Annotated in this window: 19 protein-coding genes; 9 read left to right on the top strand and 10 right to left on the bottom strand. The window is 60.7% G+C overall.

Going from position 1 to position 16716, the window contains the following annotated elements; genetic code table 11:
- Positions 1 to 37 precede the first annotated feature (37 nt).
- The 3 genes from G3256_RS00180 to G3256_RS00190 form a co-directional block, all read right to left on the bottom strand.
- A complete protein-coding gene (locus tag G3256_RS00180; RefSeq protein WP_169638914.1) occupies positions 38 to 1564 on the bottom strand; it encodes a heme biosynthesis protein HemY in 1527 nt (508 codons plus the stop codon).
- Between the two features lie 10 nt (positions 1565 to 1574).
- A complete protein-coding gene (locus G3256_RS00185; RefSeq protein WP_169638915.1) occupies positions 1575 to 3002 on the bottom strand; it encodes a COG4223 family protein in 1428 nt (475 codons plus the stop codon).
- 87 nt (positions 3003 to 3089) lie between these two features.
- Positions 3090 to 3785: a uroporphyrinogen-III synthase gene (locus tag G3256_RS00190; protein WP_169638916.1), complete on the bottom strand. Its 696-nt coding sequence runs from the start codon at positions 3783 to 3785 to the stop codon at positions 3090 to 3092.
- Between the two features lie 74 nt (positions 3786 to 3859).
- Between G3256_RS00190 and tsaD the strand changes: the two genes are divergently transcribed.
- Genes tsaD through G3256_RS00215 form a run of 5 tightly spaced genes read left to right on the top strand, consistent with a single transcriptional unit; the run spans position 3860 to position 7062 of the window.
- Positions 3860 to 4957 carry a tRNA (adenosine(37)-N6)-threonylcarbamoyltransferase complex transferase subunit TsaD gene (tsaD, locus tag G3256_RS00195; protein WP_169638917.1) on the top strand — a complete coding sequence of 366 codons (1098 nt, stop codon included), beginning with the start codon at positions 3860 to 3862 and terminating at the stop codon, positions 4955 to 4957.
- A complete protein-coding gene (locus G3256_RS00200) occupies positions 4954 to 5916 on the top strand; it encodes an NAD(P)H-dependent glycerol-3-phosphate dehydrogenase (protein ID WP_169638918.1) in 963 nt (320 codons plus the stop codon). Before tsaD ends, G3256_RS00200 begins: the two co-directional genes overlap by 4 nt.
- Before the next feature lies 1 nt (position 5917).
- Positions 5918 to 6190: a YciI family protein gene (locus G3256_RS00205; protein WP_169638919.1), complete on the top strand. Its 273-nt coding sequence runs from the start codon at positions 5918 to 5920 to the stop codon at positions 6188 to 6190.
- The gene (locus G3256_RS00210) at positions 6190 to 6609 is read left to right on the top strand and encodes an EVE domain-containing protein (RefSeq protein ID WP_169638920.1); all 420 of its coding nucleotides are present in this window, start codon (positions 6190 to 6192) and stop codon (positions 6607 to 6609) included. The genes G3256_RS00205 and G3256_RS00210 overlap by 1 nt, the downstream gene beginning before the upstream one ends.
- 57 nt (positions 6610 to 6666) lie before the next feature.
- Complete coding sequence (locus tag G3256_RS00215) at positions 6667 to 7062, top strand: DUF1761 domain-containing protein (protein ID WP_169638921.1); 396 nt, start codon at positions 6667 to 6669, stop codon at positions 7060 to 7062.
- A gap of 220 nt (positions 7063 to 7282) precedes the next feature.
- Here G3256_RS00215 and G3256_RS00220 read toward each other — a convergent pair whose 3' ends face one another.
- From G3256_RS00220 to G3256_RS00240, 5 genes are all read right to left on the bottom strand, one after another.
- Positions 7283 to 7624, bottom strand: a complete 342-nt coding sequence (locus G3256_RS00220; protein ID WP_169642260.1) for a DUF2853 family protein — start codon at positions 7622 to 7624, stop codon at positions 7283 to 7285.
- Positions 7625 to 7797: 173 nt separating this feature from the next.
- Positions 7798 to 8562 carry a PRC-barrel domain-containing protein gene (locus tag G3256_RS00225; RefSeq protein ID WP_169638922.1) on the bottom strand — a complete coding sequence of 255 codons (765 nt, stop codon included), beginning with the start codon at positions 8560 to 8562 and terminating at the stop codon, positions 7798 to 7800.
- A 129-nt stretch (positions 8563 to 8691) separates the two neighbouring features.
- Complete coding sequence (locus tag G3256_RS00230) at positions 8692 to 9138, bottom strand: hypothetical protein (RefSeq protein ID WP_169638923.1); 447 nt, start codon at positions 9136 to 9138, stop codon at positions 8692 to 8694.
- Position 9139: 1 nt separating this feature from the next.
- Positions 9140 to 10528 (bottom strand): adenosylhomocysteinase, encoded by a 1389-nt coding sequence (gene ahcY / locus G3256_RS00235; RefSeq protein WP_169638924.1) that lies wholly within the window; start codon positions 10526 to 10528, stop codon positions 9140 to 9142.
- A gap of 143 nt (positions 10529 to 10671) precedes the next feature.
- Entirely contained in the window at positions 10672 to 10986 is a 315-nt protein-coding gene (locus G3256_RS00240; RefSeq protein WP_169638925.1) for a hypothetical protein, read from the bottom strand.
- A 217-nt stretch (positions 10987 to 11203) separates the two neighbouring features.
- On the opposite strand from G3256_RS00240, the gene G3256_RS00245 reads away from it, so the two are divergent.
- On the top strand, positions 11204 to 11800 hold the full coding sequence (locus G3256_RS00245; RefSeq protein ID WP_169638926.1) for an HD domain-containing protein: 597 nt from the start codon (positions 11204 to 11206) through the stop codon (positions 11798 to 11800).
- On the top strand, positions 11797 to 12282 hold the full coding sequence (locus tag G3256_RS00250; RefSeq protein WP_169638927.1) for a GNAT family N-acetyltransferase: 486 nt from the start codon (positions 11797 to 11799) through the stop codon (positions 12280 to 12282). Before G3256_RS00245 ends, G3256_RS00250 begins: the two co-directional genes overlap by 4 nt.
- Positions 12283 to 12285: 3 nt before the next feature.
- Here G3256_RS00250 and G3256_RS00255 read toward each other — a convergent pair whose 3' ends face one another.
- Positions 12286 to 12840 carry an ActR/PrrA/RegA family redox response regulator transcription factor gene (locus G3256_RS00255; protein WP_169638928.1) on the bottom strand — a complete coding sequence of 185 codons (555 nt, stop codon included), beginning with the start codon at positions 12838 to 12840 and terminating at the stop codon, positions 12286 to 12288.
- Positions 12841 to 12937: 97 nt separating this feature from the next.
- The gene (locus tag G3256_RS00260; protein ID WP_169638929.1) at positions 12938 to 13561 is read right to left on the bottom strand and encodes an SCO family protein; all 624 of its coding nucleotides are present in this window, start codon (positions 13559 to 13561) and stop codon (positions 12938 to 12940) included.
- A gap of 92 nt (positions 13562 to 13653) precedes the next feature.
- On the opposite strand from G3256_RS00260, the gene regB reads away from it, so the two are divergent.
- Both regB and G3256_RS00270 read left to right on the top strand, forming a co-directional pair.
- A complete protein-coding gene (gene regB / locus G3256_RS00265) occupies positions 13654 to 15042 on the top strand; it encodes a sensor histidine kinase RegB (protein WP_169638930.1) in 1389 nt (462 codons plus the stop codon).
- 96 nt (positions 15043 to 15138) lie between these two features.
- Positions 15139 to 16698, top strand: coding sequence for a PAS-domain containing protein (locus tag G3256_RS00270; protein ID WP_169638931.1), 1560 nt, complete (start codon positions 15139 to 15141; stop codon positions 16696 to 16698).
- Positions 16699 to 16716 lie beyond the last annotated feature (18 nt).

Below are 16716 nucleotides of genomic sequence, written 5' to 3' on the forward strand. Positions count from 1 at the left end.
TCCAGTCACTGGAAGGTCAAGAGCGCGCGCTGTGGTTTCAGACGGCTTTGCTCGTTTCCTGGTTCCCGGAGGTCTCCGTGGGGGTTTCGCCCGGTGGGTCGCTGACCAGTTCCGCATCAACAATTTCAGCGTCGTCGGTGGTGTCATCGACGGGTACTTCGGGTTCGTCCGCTGCGGATTTATCCTCCAGCGTGCCGACGATCAGAGGCAGCATCTGCACACCGCCCGGCATCGCCATTTCCGACATAGGCGGGCGTTTCCAGGCAAGGGTGTCAAAGCTCTCGCAGTTTTCACAGATCGGCGCCCACTCCGCGTGGATGTGCTGGCAGTTGTCACAGATCCACTGCGGACCGCGCGAAACAGTCACCGCACGGGCAAGCCAGCCCCGTACGACTGCATCCTTAGCCCCCTCGCCCCGCTCGATCGCCGCCATCAGGGTCACAGACCGTACTGTCGGGTCGGTTTCAACCAGATCACCCAGAGCGCGCCGGGCTTCGGGGAAATCCTCGTTGGCAATGTGCAGTTCAGACAGCAGCATTTTGGTCTCAGCGTCGTCAGGCCGCGTCCGGGTCAGAGCGGCAAAGCGTTTGATCCGGGCCTGGGGGGTTTCATCAGGCTCTATTTCGGCGAAAGCTGCTGCCAGATCAGGATGCGGGTGTGCCTCCCAGGCCTTTTTCAGGAGCCGCGTCGCCAGACGCGGACGCTGCTGGCGGATATAGCTTCGGGCCGCCATGACCGCTGCGGGAATAAGATCCGGCGACAGTTTGTTCGCCTCAATGGCCTTTTCCTGCACCTCAATGGAGCTCTCGTCAGAAATGATGTCTTTCGCCTCCGACAGCGCCAGAACCGCATCACGGCGTTTGTGCACATCGCGCGGCAGGTTGCCATGCTTCAGCTTGGCACTCAGGGTCTGGCGCGCACCGGCCCAGTCTTCTTTCTTTGCCTGCAGGCGCAGCAGGACGTCCTGGGTTTCTTCGTGTCTGGGCTTGAGAGCAAAAGCTTTCTCGGCCAGCGCCAGCGCCGTTTCGGTATCACCCTCTGCGAGTTTCTGGCGCAGAATTCCGCGCACACCGACAAAGCGCGTCGCATTGTTGGCGACGAGCTTTTTATATGTCTCTTCGGCCTTGCGTTTGTCTCCGGCCATTTCGGCGGCCTGCGCGGTGAGCAGATTGGTCAGCTCAGGCTTGTTGAGATAACGGTCAGCCTTGGCGGCTTTGTTCATCGCGACACGGCCCTCGCCGCTTGCCAGTGCCATCAGCCCTTCGGACAGAGCCTCAAAGCCTTTGCGCTCACGGTTGCGGTCAAAATACCGCGACAGCGCCGTTTCATCACCATTGAGAAAATGCCAGGTGGCCATCAGCAGCGACAGCAGTTTCAGCAGGATCCAGACGGCGAGCACCATCACCGCCACGGCGATCACCGATTGCAGCGGACCAAAGGTGTATTCGCTGCCCATCACGGTGACCTGCACACCGCCTTCGCTTTCGAGCAGGTAATCGGCACCGAGTGCCAGTGCTGCAACAGCTGCAACAAAGAGTACAATCTTAATCAGAGACCAGAGCATTATGTCTTCCTTAGTTACTTTGCAGGCTGTCAGACAGCGTAGTTGCAGCGTCACGGGCGGCCTGACGGGCCTCGGCAGAGGAGATCCAGTCCTGCATCGCGGTCCTGGCGGGTTCGGGAAGCGCCTCCATCTCGCTCAGCGCAAGTGAGAGATCACCCTGTTTCAGAGCGGCCTCGCTGCGCGACAGGATCGCATCGGGGTCATCACCGTCCCGCGGGGTCACAGACCGCGCACCGAGCGTCCGACGCAGAAACGCACCAACACCCTGAACTTCGGCTTCGGGTGTATGTTCCCGCGCCGCAGCAAGACCCGCGCGCGCCGCACCCGGAAAGCTCTCGCGCAGATCACTGATCGTCGGGACACCGTCAGATGCAGCAGTACGCAGCGCCTCAGGGACCTCAACAGGCGCGACCTCTTCGAGATCGTTCAGCGCCGGCTCAAAAGCCTCGCCGCTTTCGACGGCCGTGACCACCCGGGTCAGAGCCGCCCGCGCGAGGATCTTTTCAGCTTCTGAGCGTGCGGCCGCTTCGGCGTCGGCGACCCCGGCCTGAAGGGTTGCGATCTCGTCGCTTTGTGTGGCGATCTGCCGGCTCTGCTCATCCAGCGCGGCCTGCAGGGCGGCGATCTCTTCAGCAGAGGCACCGCTGTCGCCGGGCTCTGTGGCGACGGGCCTGCTTTCAAGATCACTGATCCGCCCGGAGAGCTCTTCAACTGACGTGGCCAGTGCACCGACAGCGCCCGATACCTCGGACGTATCAGCCACGGCAGGTTCGGCGTTCTCCAGAGCTTCAATCCGTGCTGAAAGCGCGGCGGTCTCAGCGCTCAGATCATCCGTCCACGATTCGATTTCGGCAACATAAATGCTGCTTCTCTGCATCGATTCCGGAAGATAAGCGTCAAGCTGGTCACCGCGCCCTGCGATAAATCCGATCAGGGCAGCGATCACACCACCAAAAACGGCGGGCCACATGCTGCCTTTGTGCACCTCGCGCACGGTGGTCTGGGTGACCACAGGCAGGGCCTGGTCCTCTTCCGGTTTCTCCGCGTCAGAGGTCTTACCGACATCCTTCACCGCGGCCTCAGTTTCTGCCGGGTCAGTCTCCCGGGCCTCGGCAGACCATGGATTGTCAGACGGGTTCTTTTCACCCTCATCAGTCTCTAACAGGACGAAATCAGTCTCTGTACCGGATTTTTCAGGATCGGGATCCGGGGCCTTTTCCGGCGTCTTCGCAAGGACCGCGTCAGGGTCTGTGACAGGCTCATCCGCAGCATCCGTCGGCTCAGCAGTTGCCTCCTGCTGCTCCTGCGCGCCGGTGTCATCCGCCTTTTTGTCGGACGCGTCTTCTGCGGTTACGTCATCGGTGACCTGCGTCTCCGGCGTCTCTGCGGACAGGTTCTTGTCGTCTTCCTTATTGCCCGATTTGCGCGATTTAGCCAAAACATCCACCCCTAATCCGATTCTCCGCCCGCCGGCGTCGCTTTGAAACCTTACTCCGGGGCGGAACTCCTCTCAACCCAAGCTGTCTCAGGGAAACAGTTTTTCAATGCCTGCCGCCATGGAAACCGCATCAGGAGTACCCGCTGTGATCCGTTGCGAAAATGCGGTCTGACCAGTGCCGGCTGCAACAGCGTCGCTCAGAAAGACCGCGATCACCTGTCCGGGCGCCGGGCATTCCGCCACAAACTGCGCCGCAGCACGCGGTGAAAAAAGCGGCACAATCACCTGACCGGAGCCATCAAAGAGCGCGCGGGCAACCGGGCTCAGGCTCAGAAGCTGCTGATCATAGAGAACGATTCTCCGGGCCCGGAGCCCCGCAGCCTGCAGCGATTCACAGATCGCGCCGCGCGTATGCGCCCCGCTCAGATGTACGAGATCTGCGGCGGGGCGTTCCGCGAGAATGCGTTTAATCAGCTCCGCCGCCGTATCACCCGCCTGCTCCGCTTCCCAGCCCGCGTTTTGCGCGCTGCCCGTGGTACGCGCGCCGACGCACCAGGCCCGGCGGCCATCCCCGGGAGGCGCAAACCGCACACCATTGGACGAGGAAAAGACGGCTTCTTCCTGCGGCGACGGTGCCGCCGCGCCGCGCAGGGGCTCAATACGCAGCAGGGGGCTTTCGATCACGTCAGCTCCGGACCGGACCCGCCGCGACAACATCCCGACGAAATCCGCGTTCGCGCCTGCCGGACGGGTCATCAGTAATGACATCTTCTGATCAGCCATCTCACCCCCGGCATTGTTTACGCAGCCATCCGGTGTTACCTGCAGGGCGTTTATCTTGCAACGGAAACGCCCCGATGGCCGCACCCTGTACCGTTCTGGCGCTGGAAAGCAGCTGTGATGACACGGCTGCTGCTGTACTGCGCCGGACGGCCGGTGGCGCGACGGAGATCCTGTCCTCCGTGGTGCGGGGGCAGGCGGAGCTGCACGCCGGGTTCGGCGGCGTCGTGCCGGAAATTGCCGCACGCGCGCATGCCGAAACGCTGGATCATTGCGTGGAGCAGGCGCTGGAGGCCTCAGGTCTCGGGCTGGATGACATCGACGCCATCGCAGTGACCGCGGGTCCGGGGCTGATCGGCGGAGTGGTATCGGGGGTGATGTGCGCCAAGGGTCTGGCGGCCGCCACAGGCAAACCGCTCTACGGGATCAACCACCTTGCCGGTCACGCGCTGACGCCTGGCCTGACCGACGCCGTGCCATATCCCTGGCTGATGCTCCTGGTCTCGGGCGGGCACTGCCAGTTTCTGCTGGTGCGCGGACCGGAGGATTTCACCCGGCTTGGGGGCACGATCGACGATGCGCCGGGCGAGGCTTTTGACAAGATTGCGCGGCTTCTCGGGTTGCCGCAACCGGGCGGGCCGGCCGTCGAGGCTGCAGCAAAAGACGGTGATCCGGCACGCTTTGCCTTTCCGCGGCCGCTGCTCGACAGGGCAGGGTGCGATATGTCGTTCTCCGGGCTGAAGACCGCCGTTTTGCGGACCCGGGACGCGCTGATAGCAGACCAGGGCGGGCTCACCGAGCAGGACCGCTGCGATCTTTGTGCCGGATTTCAGGCGGCGGTTGCGGATGTCTTTGCTGAAAAGACACGCAGGGCGATGGACAATTACCCGAAGGTGGCGGATCAGACGCCGGTCATCTGCGTTGCCGGTGGTGTCGCAGCAAACATTACGATACGCAGGGCCTTAGAGACTGTTTCGCAGGAGTTTGGCGCGCGCTTCATCGCGCCACCACTCGCCCTTTGCACCGATAATGCAGCGATGATCGGATACGCGGCACTGGAGCAGATGGCGATATCCGGGCCCTCAGGCATGAGCCTGCCGGCGCGGCCCCGATGGCCGCTGGACCAGACGAGCCCCGCCATGCTGGGCAGCGGCAAAAAGGGCGCGAAAGCATGAAGGTCGCGGTGGCGGGTGCAGGTGCTTTCGGCACGGCACTGGCCATTTCGATCAGTGCAACAGGCCCGGTCACCCTGTGGCTGCGCGACGCAGGAGAGGCAGAAAAACTGGACACAACGCGTGAGAATGCGCGGCGTCTGCCGGGCGCGCGTCTGCCCGACAGCATCACGGTTTCATCCGACGCCCGGGCGCTGGCAGAAGCCGATGTCCTTCTGCTGGCCGTGCCGATGCAGAAACTGCGTGGATTTCTCCAGGATCATCGCGCGCAGCTTGCCGGCAGAACGCTGGTGGCCTGCTGCAAAGGGATCGAACTTGAAACCGGGCAGGGGCCGCAGGATGTCATTGCCGATGTACTGCCGGGATCCCCTCTGGCGCTGCTGACCGGGCCCGGCTTCGCGCGCGACATAGCCATCGGCCTGCCGACCGCGATGACGCTGGCCTGTGCAGACGCTCCCCTTGGCGAGGTGCTTCAGGAAAGGCTGTCGTCGGTCACGCTGCGGCTTTATCGCAGCACTGATGTGACCGGTGCGGCCCTGGGCGGAGCGCTGAAAAACGTTGTGGCGATTGCCTGCGGTGCGGCGATCGGCGCGGGCCTTGGAGAAAGCGCCCGCGCGGCCCTGATGACGCGCGGAAACGCAGAGATGACACGGCTTGCGGCCCGGCGCGGTGCGGACCCCGCGACTCTCAGCGGGCTCTCGGGGTTCGGAGATCTGGTGCTGACCTGCACCTCGGAACAGTCGCGCAATTACCGTCTGGGGCTGTCGCTGGGACAGGGCGACGGTTTTGACCCTGCTGTAACTGTCGAAGGCGCCGCAACAGCCCGCGCGATGGATTCGGCCGCGCGCGCCGCGGGGGATGATATGCCCATCACGGCGGTGGTTGCAGCGCTTGTCGAAAACCGTTTGGATGTACCTCAGGCCATGCGACACCTTTTGTCGCGCTCACTGAAGGAAGAATAATATGCTGGTTGCACTGATTGCGCGGGACAAGCCCGGCGCGCTGCCTGTCAGGCAGGAAAACCGCCCGCTGCACGTGGAATACCTGAAATCCGGACCCGCCGTCCAACAGGCCGGGCCGCTGCTCGATGCGGCGGGCGATATGTGCGGGTCGCTGATCATTCTGGATGTGGCTGATATGGATGCGGCAGAGGCTTGGGCTGCTGCAGACCCCTATGCAAAAGCGGGTCTTTTCGCCTCGGTTGAGCTAATCCCGTGGAACAGGGTCATCGGCTGATGGCACACTGGCTCTTCAAATCCGAGCCCTCCACATGGGGTTGGGACGATCAGGTGGCAAAAGGTGAGACCGGCGAGGAATGGGACGGCGTGCGCAATTACCAGGCCCGCAACTTCATGCGCGAGATGAAAAAGGGCGATACCGGCTTTTTCTATCACTCGCAGAAAGAGCGCGCGGTCGTGGGCATCGTCGAAGTGATCCGCGAGGCCCATCCCGACAGCACCACGGAAGATGACCGGTGGGAGTGCGTTGATATCAAGGCCGTAAAGCCTGTGGAGACGCCCGTGACCCTGGACCGGATCAAAGAAGAGCCGGACCTTGCCGATATGGTGCTCGTGCGCAACTCGCGGCTCTCGGTGCAGCCGGTGACACCTGATGAATGGCGGATCGTCTGTCGGCTCGCGGGCCTTTCTGACTAGGCGAATGCGCGGATATTTGCCACGGTAGGGACGGATTTATCTGTCGGGGGTCAGAAAATGGGCATTTTCAGCGTTGTCATCGCCGGTATCGCCGGATTTATATTCGGTGCGCTCTGGTACACGGTCTTTGCTGAGCGCTGGATGAAGGCCTCCGGCGTGCCGCTCGACGGGCAGGGGGTTCCGGCCAACCGCAAAGATCCGGTGCCCTATGTCACCAGCCTGCTGGGGGCGATCCTGGTGGCCGGCATGATGCGCCATATCTTCGAGTTGAGCGCGATCGACACGGCGGGCAAGGGACTCATCTCAGGCTTTGGTATCGGGTTCTTTCTGGTCAGCCCGTGGATTGCGACCTTCTACAGCTTCTCCGCAAAGCCACGCGCACTGATCCTGATTGACGGCGGTTACGCGACCTTCGGATGTACGGTGATCGGGCTGGTACTGACATTGTTCTGAACGGAAAAAGGGGCCTGACGCGAAAGCCAGAACCCCTCTTCACCCCACGCGATCCCATACCCACGCGTGTATCTGAAACTGGTTCTGGCCATACTGGCCGGACAGGAACGTGATACACCCGGCCGCAAAAAATCGCAATCATTCAGTAGTTTAAATGCCACAGAAAAAAGAAACGCCCCGTTAGGAAACGGGGCGCTCATCATCTGGTTGTGTCTCGCGTTCAGCTGTAAACGGATTCTTTGCTGAAGTGTTTGGTCAGCATGTAATAGACAACAGCGCGATACTTGTTCCGCTCTGATTTGCCATAAGTCTCAATGACTTTGTTGATGGCCGCCATCAGTTCCGGACCATCGGAGAGGCCCAGTTTCTTAATCAGAAACTTGTCTTTGACAGTTTCGAGTTCGCCGGGCTGGCTGCCGGCCACGGTTGAGGCATCAGCGTCATAAATTGACGGGCCGCATCCGATTGTGACCTTGGTCAGCAGGTCCATATCGGGGTTCATCCCGCATTTGTTTTTCAGATCGTCCGCGTATTGCGCAATAAGATCGTCACGCTTGCCCATAATATCGTCTCCCAATTGGCTTTCCGGGCTTCCCGAAGCCCTGACCAGGAGACTAAAAGCATATTCCTTATTCGCAAAAGGGTTTTTCTTCCCCCGATTTCCCCGCAGCACCGGCGGAGATAAAAAGAGGCCCCGCAGTGCAGAGCCTCTTTCGTCAGGTCAGAAGGGTCGGGTCAGGACATTTCGTCGAGACGCACGTCGTCTGCGAGACCTTCGACACCAGTTTCGTCAAACTCGGGCTGTGCTTCAAGCTCTTCTTCGGTCCAGGTGCTGAGCTTCAGGCCGTCTTCCTCAGCGGACATGGAAAACTCTTCCAGCGGAATGGCGACGGTGTACTCACCCAGGCCAAGAAATCCGCCGATGCCGATAACCGCTTCATAGCCATTGGCACCACGGACAACATAGTCGATCTCGCCGATGTCATCGCCATTGGCTTCATAGACATTCAGGCCCAGCAGATCGCCGACCACCATACCGGAGAACTCGGAGCCGGTGGCAGCACTGGTGACAGTGTCGTCGCTCGCCATGTCGGTGTCTTCGGTTGTTGCCGCGTCAGCAGTCTGTTCGATTGCCTGCTCAGTTTCCTCTGCGGCTTCGGCGGTCTCTTCGACGGCCTCATCAGCAACGGATTCTGTGGCGGCAGCAGTGTCTTCAACCGCTTCTTCGGTAGCTTCGGCAGCGTTCTCTGCTGTCTCTTCGACAGCTTCGGCTGCATCACCGGTCGCTTCTGCAGTGGCTTCGGCGGCGTTCTCGGTCGCAGCAGCTGCGTCAGAAGCAGTTTCTTCGATCTCCTGCTCTGCATTTTCCATTGCCGCTTCGGTCTGAGATTCGATCTTCAGCTCTTCGTCCGCGGCCTTGGTTTCCGTAGATCCGGCGAAAGCCGTACCAGCGGTCAGGGCGAGAACGGCAACTGTGGTCATGAGTTTAGAATGGGACATTTTTACCTCCTTGAGATTTACAGTGAGGCAACGTCCGCAGGTTTTCTTTAGTTCCCGGAAACAATAAATATCGAACAGGCCCGGCAGAAAACCGCTCAATTGCCCGGTGCAGAGTCGAAAAAGCCGGGGTCAGACGCCCGGCGGCGCCACCAGCAGCCAGAACCAGACAAGCACAAGAATGACCGGCACACCCACACCACCGATCAGCCCCATGCGCGGGATCAGTGGCCGGTGCGGCAGGATAACATCGAAGGTTGCGTCGTTGCTGCGCCCGTCATAGGCGCCCTGACAGGCCTTGGCGCGCCACTGGTGACTACGCCAGACCGCGGCCATCACTGAAATCAGCACGAGAGAGCAGATCGCAACCCCGAGAACCGGGATCACCGGATAATAAACCGATGCGCCGATGCCGCTGTCACGTGCGCCAAGCGTCAGCGGCACAAAGAGAAAGGCCTGGCTGGTGACCAGCCAGTTGACGCGCGCATTGATCAAAGAGAGCTCGAACTGGATTTCGCTGCGGATCTGACGATAGACCGCGTCGTTTTCCTCGGAGCGTTCAATGCGCGCGCTGGTCATATCAGTAGCGGTAATGCTCCGGTTTGAACGGGCCCTCGGGTGCCACACCGATATAAGCCGCCTGTTCCGGGTCGAGCTTGCTGAGCTTCACGCCGATGCGGTCGAGATGCAGGCGCGCCACCTTTTCATCGAGATGTTTGGGCAGGATATAGACGTCGTTCTTATACTGATCACCACGTGTCCAGAGCTCAATCTGCGCCAGCACCTGGTTGGTAAAGGACGCGGACATCACAAACGACGGGTGGCCCGTGGCATTGCCGAGGTTCAGCAGACGACCTTCGGAGAGCAGAATCAGACGATTGCCGTTCGGCATCTCGATCATGTCCACCTGCTCTTTGATGTTGGTCCATTTGTGGTTCTTGAGGGCGGCGACCTGGATCTCGTTGTCAAAATGGCCGATGTTGCCGACGATCGCCATGTCTTTCATCTCGCGCATGTGCTCGATGCGGATCACATCCTTGTTGCCGGTGGTGGTGATGAAGATATCCGCAGTGCCCACCACGTCTTCCAGCAGCACAACCTCAAAGCCGTCCATCGCAGCCTGCAGCGCGCAGATCGGGTCAACTTCGGTGACTTTGACGCGGGCGCCGGCGCCGCGCAGAGACGCGGCCGAGCCTTTGCCCACGTCGCCGTAGCCCATGACCACGGCGACCTTACCGGCCATCATGGTGTCTGTGGCACGGCGGATGCCGTCGACCAGCGATTCCTTGCAGCCATATTTGTTGTCGAACTTCGACTTGGTCACAGAGTCGTTCACGTTGATTGCGGGGAAGGGCAGCTGGCCCTGTTTCACCAGATCATAAAGGCGGTGCACGCCGGTGGTTGTCTCTTCCGAGACGCCCTGGATCTGGTCGCGAATTCTGGTGAACCAGCCGGGGCTTGCCGCCATACGCTTTTTGATCTGCGCTTTGATGACTTCCTCTTCCTCGGACGTGGGCACCGGGATGACCTCTTCGCCGGCTTCAGCACGCGCGCCCAGCAGGACATAAAGTGTCGCATCGCCGCCGTCGTCCAGGATCATGTTCGGTCCTTCGGGGAAGTCGAAGGATTTATCGAGGTAATCCCAGTGCTCTTCCAGCGACTGGCCTTTGATCGCGAAAACAGGTGTACCACCGGCGGCGATTGCGGCGGCGGCGTGGTCCTGGGTGGAGAAAATATTGCATGACGCCCAGCGCACATCCGCGCCAAGGGCTGTTAGCGTCTCGATCAGCACGGCGGTCTGAATGGTCATGTGCAGCGAGCCCACGATGCGCGCGCCTTTGAGAGGCCTGCTCTCGCCATATTCCTCGCGGCAGGCCATCAGGCCCGGCATTTCGGTTTCGGCAATATCCAGCTCTTTGCGGCCGTAGGCGGCCAGTTCAATGTCTTTGACGATGTAATCAGTGCTCATCTTCGGGTGATCCTATCCATGCGGTTTGACCGCGCAGATACCATCGCCCCGGCAACATGACAATGCGTCACCATACCCCTGTGGTTAAGGAGATCCTTACTGCCGGCCCGGCCGGTCGATCCCGGACAGACCTGCCCGGTTTCTCAGCTTGCAGAGCCTTTTACGCGCGGTGCTTCTTCGGCGTCAAAGAAATCTGTTCCAGCAGCCACAACGCAGCTGATGCCTTCGGGGCTGGTGATCAGCACGGTAAAGGTACCGGTTTTGCTGGACGCCCAGATTTCCATGACACTGAGCGCAGACCGCGTCTGTTGCAGACCGCCCGCTGTCAGGTGCTCATCGTATTTGGATGCAAGTTTTTCGACGACCTTGTCCCGGTCGCCGCAGTTGGCGGCCTGAGCCACGGGGGCCGCAGCCAGTGCTATGGCTGTGAGTGTTGCAAGTGTGAGATGCCTTTTCATGACATCCTCCTTTCCTCTTTCTCTCGCTCGATGCGGGAAGAGGACATGACCCGGGAAAGGCTGTGCCCTCCCCCCCTGGTACTTTTTATATCGCGACCACGAGCCCGGTTTACAAAGCGCGGGTCATCAATAATTTGTGGCAGCCTGTGATCAGCATACTTTAAGTCTGCGCCCGAATTAGGGCACAAAGCAGGCGTAACCGACGGGCAGTGACCAAATGGCAACAATAAACCGGGCATGGCAGCGGATGCTGTCGGGGCGCAGGCTGGATCTGCTGGATCCGACGCCTGTCGATATCGAGATTGAGGATATCGCCCACGGGCTCGCCTTTGTGGCGCGCTGGAACGGGCAGACGCGTGGCGATTATGCCTATTCGGTCGCCGAGCATTCCCTCTTAACAGAGACTATTTTCGGCCGGATCGCGCCCAGAGCCCCGCCGCGCTGGCGGCTTGCCGCTCTGCTGCACGACGCGCCGGAATATGTGATCGGAGATATGATCTCACCGGTCAAAGCGGCGGTCGGTCCCGGATATGGCGCGCTGGATGACCGGCTGATGGCTGCGATATACATCCGTTTCGGCCTGCCGGGGACGCTGCCCGTTTCGGTAAAGAAACAGATCAAACGCGCTGACAAAATAAGCGCCTGGATGGAGGCCACGCAGATCGCCGGGTTTTCAGAAGCCGAGGCGACAAAGTTTTTCGGCAAACATGACACGGCCCTGATGTCCGGACTGCAGATTGTACTGCGCCCGCCGGTTGAGGTGCGCGCGGAGTTCACTGCGCGCCATCACGCTCTGCTCGAGCAGATCACATGATCACCGTCCGGACGCCGACGCCGCTTGATACGAGGCCAATGGCGGACCTGCTGAATGCTATCATCAAAGAAGGCGGTACGACTGCGCTGACCCGGCCTGTAACGGGTCAGGATATTGCAGACTGGATGGCAGAAGATGCGGATCGCTCCGCCTGGCAGGTGGCGCTTGATGAAGCGGGGGCAGTGGTTGGCTTTCAGTGGGTCTGCCCGAAAGACAGGCTTCCTGCCAGTGCCTGTGATATCGCGACCTTCGTGAAGATCGGACGCACTGGTCTGGGCATCGGGTCGGCACTTTTCACCGCAACGGCAAAGGCCGCAAAGGCGCTGGGCTATCACTGGATCAATGCGACCATCCGGGCCGATAACACCGGCGGGCTGACTTATTACCAGAGCCGCGGCTTCCGCGACTGGCGCCGTGAAGAGGGTGTGGCCCTCGACAGCGGGCTTGTGGTGGACCGGATCAGCAAACGCTACGACATCTGAAGGTCAGCGCGGCGAACGTTTCGCCAGGATCCGCTGCAACGTGCGCCGGTGCATGTTCAGACGCCGGGCGGTTTCACTGACATTGCGGTCGCAAAGCTCAAAAACCCGCTGGATATGTTCCCAGCGTACGCGGTCGGCACTCATGGGGTTTTCGGGTGGGGGCGGCAGATCGTCGCCCGTGGCCAAAAGCGCGTTCACGATATCGGCGGCATCCGCGGGTTTCGACAGATAATCAACCGCGCCGATTTTCACCGCCGCCACAGCCGTGGCGATGGCACCATACCCGGTCAGAACCACAACGCGCGCATCAGGGCGCTTTTCACGCAGTACTTCGACGACATCGAGACCATTGCCATCTTCCAGCCGCAGATCCACAACCGCAAAGGCGGGCGGACGCGCTGTGGCTATCGCGCGACCAGCCGCAACGGAGCCCGCTGTTTCAACGTCAAAACCGCGTTTTTCCATCGCCTTGGCAAGCCGGCGCAGAAACGGCTCGTCATCATCGAGCAGCAGAATCGTTTTTTCCGCACCGGGCGCGAGTTCCGAAATGTCAGCCATATGCGCACTCAGACCTTTTGTTATCTGTCTCTGCCCTGACTATATGTGTGCCGCATCGGGTCAGGTCAAATAACCCTTTGCCACAGGTGCCGGTTTTTCAGGCGTTTGAGACAAAACAGGCAACGGTATCGGCCATTTGCTGCGGCGTTGTTTCGCGGCGGAAAAACTCGACAAATCCGTGCTCCGGCAGCACCAGGTAGCTGAATGTCGAGTGATCCACGAGGTAAAAATCGTCGCCGCTGTCCTGCGCCTTGTAGTAGGTGCGATAGGCCTGGCTTGCGGCTTTGACCTGTTCGGGCGATCCGGTCAGGCCGATCATGCGCTCATGCATGTTTGCCGCATAATCGCCGACAACCTCGGGCGTGTCGCGCACAGGGTCGATCGAAATGAAAACCGGCGTGACGGACATGTTGCGCTCCGCCAGAACATCGACGGCTGCCGCATTGCGCGCCACATCAAGCGGGCAGACATCCGGGCAGAAGGTATATCCGAAATATACAATCGACGGCTCTGTGATGACATCGCTGTCGGTCACAGTGTCGCCCTGCGCATTCACAAGCTCGAACGGGCCGCCGATGGCACCCGCACCGCCGGCGATCTGACTGGCCCGGCACTGGGCAAACTGATCTCCGCCGGTTGTGTCGCGGCTGACAAACCAGAAGACGCCGACAAAAACAGCGACGCCCAGGAGGGCAAGCGGTGCAAGCAGGCGGGTGTTCATATCAGTCTCCATCTTGGCGTTGAGGTTGATCCTGTCAGGGTGCAGTCCTAACGTTCTGTATCATGAGTGCAATGCAATAACCGGTGAACGTGATGGCCGAAGAGAACGTCAGACCACCCAGCGGAGAGGTCCGGGCCAACTGGATCCGGCTGCGCACGCTCATTGTGCTGCGCTGGTTTGCGATTGCCGGTCAGCTCACAGCGATCACCGTCGCGCAACACTGGTTTGGTCTGCAGCTTGATCTGGGGCTGTGCTATCTGGTGGTCGGCGCCTCGGTCATCTCCAATCTTGTGGCAATTTTCGTCTTTCCCGAGAACAAGCGTCTGACCGAAGTCGAAAACATGCTGATCGTAATGTTTGATCTGCTGCAGCTGAGCCTTTTGCTTTTTCTCACGGGCGGGCTCAGTAACCCGTTCGCGCTGCTGATGCTGGGTCCGGTGACGGTTTCGGCGGCGGTTCTGACAATGCGCTCGACCGTGCTTCTGGGCAGCGTGGCAATTATGGCGGTGACGGTTCTGTCGCAGTTTCATCTGCCGCTGCGTACGGAGCAGGGGTTTATTCTGGAGATTCCGGATATCTTCGTTTTCGGCAACTGGATTGCGCTGATCATCGCAATTGTCTTTATCAGTGCCTATTCCGTGCGGGTGACGTCGGAAATCCACTCCATGTCGGATGCGCTTTCAGCCACGCAGATGGCGCTCGCCCGCGAGCAGAAACTGACGGATCTGGGTGGTGTTGTGGCCGCTGCCGCACATGAGCTTGGCACGCCGCTGGCGACGATAAAACTGGCCAGCGGTGAGCTTTATGAAGAGCTGGAGGACAGGCCCGATCTGCGCGAAGACGCCGCCCTGATCCGGCAGCAGGCCGACAGATGCCGCGACATTCTGCGTGATATGGGGCGCGCCGGCAAAGACGACCTGCATCTGCGCCAGGCCCCTCTGATGGCGGTGCTGGAAGAGGCTGCCGAGCCACACACCGGTCGCGGCAAACGGGTGCATTTCCGCGCCATGTCACCCGAGGCGGAACAGCCTGCCATTCTGCGCAAACCCGAGATCATTCACGGGCTGCGCAACCTGATTCAGAACGCTGTAGACTTTGCCCATTCCGAGGTCTGGATCGAGGCAGACTGGAGCGACACCCGGATTTCGCTGCGCATCATCGACAACGGGCCAGGGTTTCCCGCCGATCTGATCGGGCGTATCGGAGATCCCTTTGTGCGCAAACGCCGCGGGTCTCCCGGTGGGCGTATGAGGCCGGGATACGAAGGCATGGGGCTTGGTCTTTTTATCGCCAAGACGCTGCTGGAGCGCTCGGGTGCGGAGCTCGGGTTTGCCAACGGCCGCGATCCGGCGTCCTCATCCGCACGGCGCGCGGACAGTTTCGGCGCGATCATCGAGGTCATCTGGCAACGCCGTCACCTTGATGCCGTAACCGGTGACAGCCCGGCCCCGACAGGCGTCAATCAGCCCATTTCCGTCTGACGCAGACCGCCGGATCCGGTGTCCCTGTTAAGAATGCGTTAACCATGCTGCCTGTACTACTGACAGGCTTGCCGTGACGACAAAGGGGCCTGGCATATGACTGTCTGGGACATCGCAATCAGCGCAGGTGCTGCCATCGTCAGCACACTTGCCGCGCTTGTCTGGATCCTCTCCCCGCGCGGGCAATCGCTGGCTACCGGGCGCAGCATGTCGCACCGTCTTGCCGAGGGCGTCTCATTTCTTTTTGATAACAAGAGCCTGCACCACGCGTCAGAAACTGCAATGCAGATGTATAACATGGTGCCCGGGCAGGATGACTGGCAGACCTGGCGCGACCGGATGCTGTCACGCTTTCCCGATGTGCCTGCCTCACCGGATGCCGCCGACGGCGAAAACATCACCGTTCAGGCGCGCCACGTAGAGGATAAGGCGACCCTCTGCCTGACCCGGCGCGGGCGCTTTACCCAGGTTCAGATGATCGAGAACGGCCTGCCCGGTGCGACCCAGACGCAACAGATGCGTGCGCTCACCGCCGAGGCCAGTCACCTGCGGCGCGCCAGTGACACGACCTCCCATGCCATCTGGCAGGTGAATGAAGAGGGCAGGATCACCTGGTACAATGCAGCTTATGAGCGCCTCTACAGCCAGCTTCACAACGCGAGGCCCCGCGACGACCGGCCGGTGTTCGAGATCGACACACCGGTCGGCGGCACCGCCGACACTCAGCGGGTTTCATCCCGGTCAGCAAACGGCGACCGCAAGGACTGGTACGATGTCAGTGCCGTACGGGTGGGTGGGATCACGGTCTTTCACGCGCTCAACGTCAATGTCGTTGTCCGGTCGGAAATCGCGCAGCGCAACTTTGTACAGACGCTGGCGAAAACCTTTGCGCAGCTTTCGATCGGACTGGCGATTTTTGACCGTAACGGGCAGCTCGCTCTGTTCAATCCGGCGCTGATTGATCTGACCAGTCTGCCTGCTGATTTTCTGAGCGGCCGTCCAACGCTGTTGTCGTTCTTTGACCGTATGCGTGAAAACCGCCGGATGCCTGAGCCCAAAAACTACAAAACCTGGCGGGAAGAAATTTCCGATGTGATCGCAGCCGCCACCGACGGCCGGTATCAGGAGACCTGGACGCTGGAAAGCGGGCAGACCTATCGCGTCAAAGGCCGCCCGCATCCGGACGGCGCCATTGCCTTTCTGATTGAGGACATCAGCGCCGAGGTTTCCATGACGCGAAATTTCCGCGCTGAGCTCGAACTCGGTCAATCGCTGATGGATACCTTTGACGAGGCGCTGGTGGTGTTTTCCTCGACCGGTGTGCTCAGTTTCTGCAACCGGGCTTACCGGGAACTCTGGGGACTGGACCCGGACAGCTCCTTTGCCGATGTGACCATCAGCGATTCCGTGCGGGAGTGGAAACGCATGTGCAAATCCGGCGCGCGCTGGCCTGCGCTGGTGAATTTCGTCCTGGATTACGGTGACCGCGTGGCCTGGGAAATGCCCGCGACGCTTTCGTCAGGCGTGCCGCTTATGTGCACTGTGTCGCGCATTGCTTCCGGTGCCACCGTCGTCCGGTTCGTACGCAGCAGCAGCCCACCCGCGCGCCGGCGCAGGACCGTCGCTGCCGACAGAACCGGCAGCAGCGCCAACTAAGCACTTGCAGCCCCGGGT

Source organism: Roseobacter ponti (assembly GCF_012932215.1).
In the GTDB taxonomy this organism is placed as follows: Bacteria; Pseudomonadota; Alphaproteobacteria; order Rhodobacterales; family Rhodobacteraceae; genus Roseobacter; species Roseobacter ponti.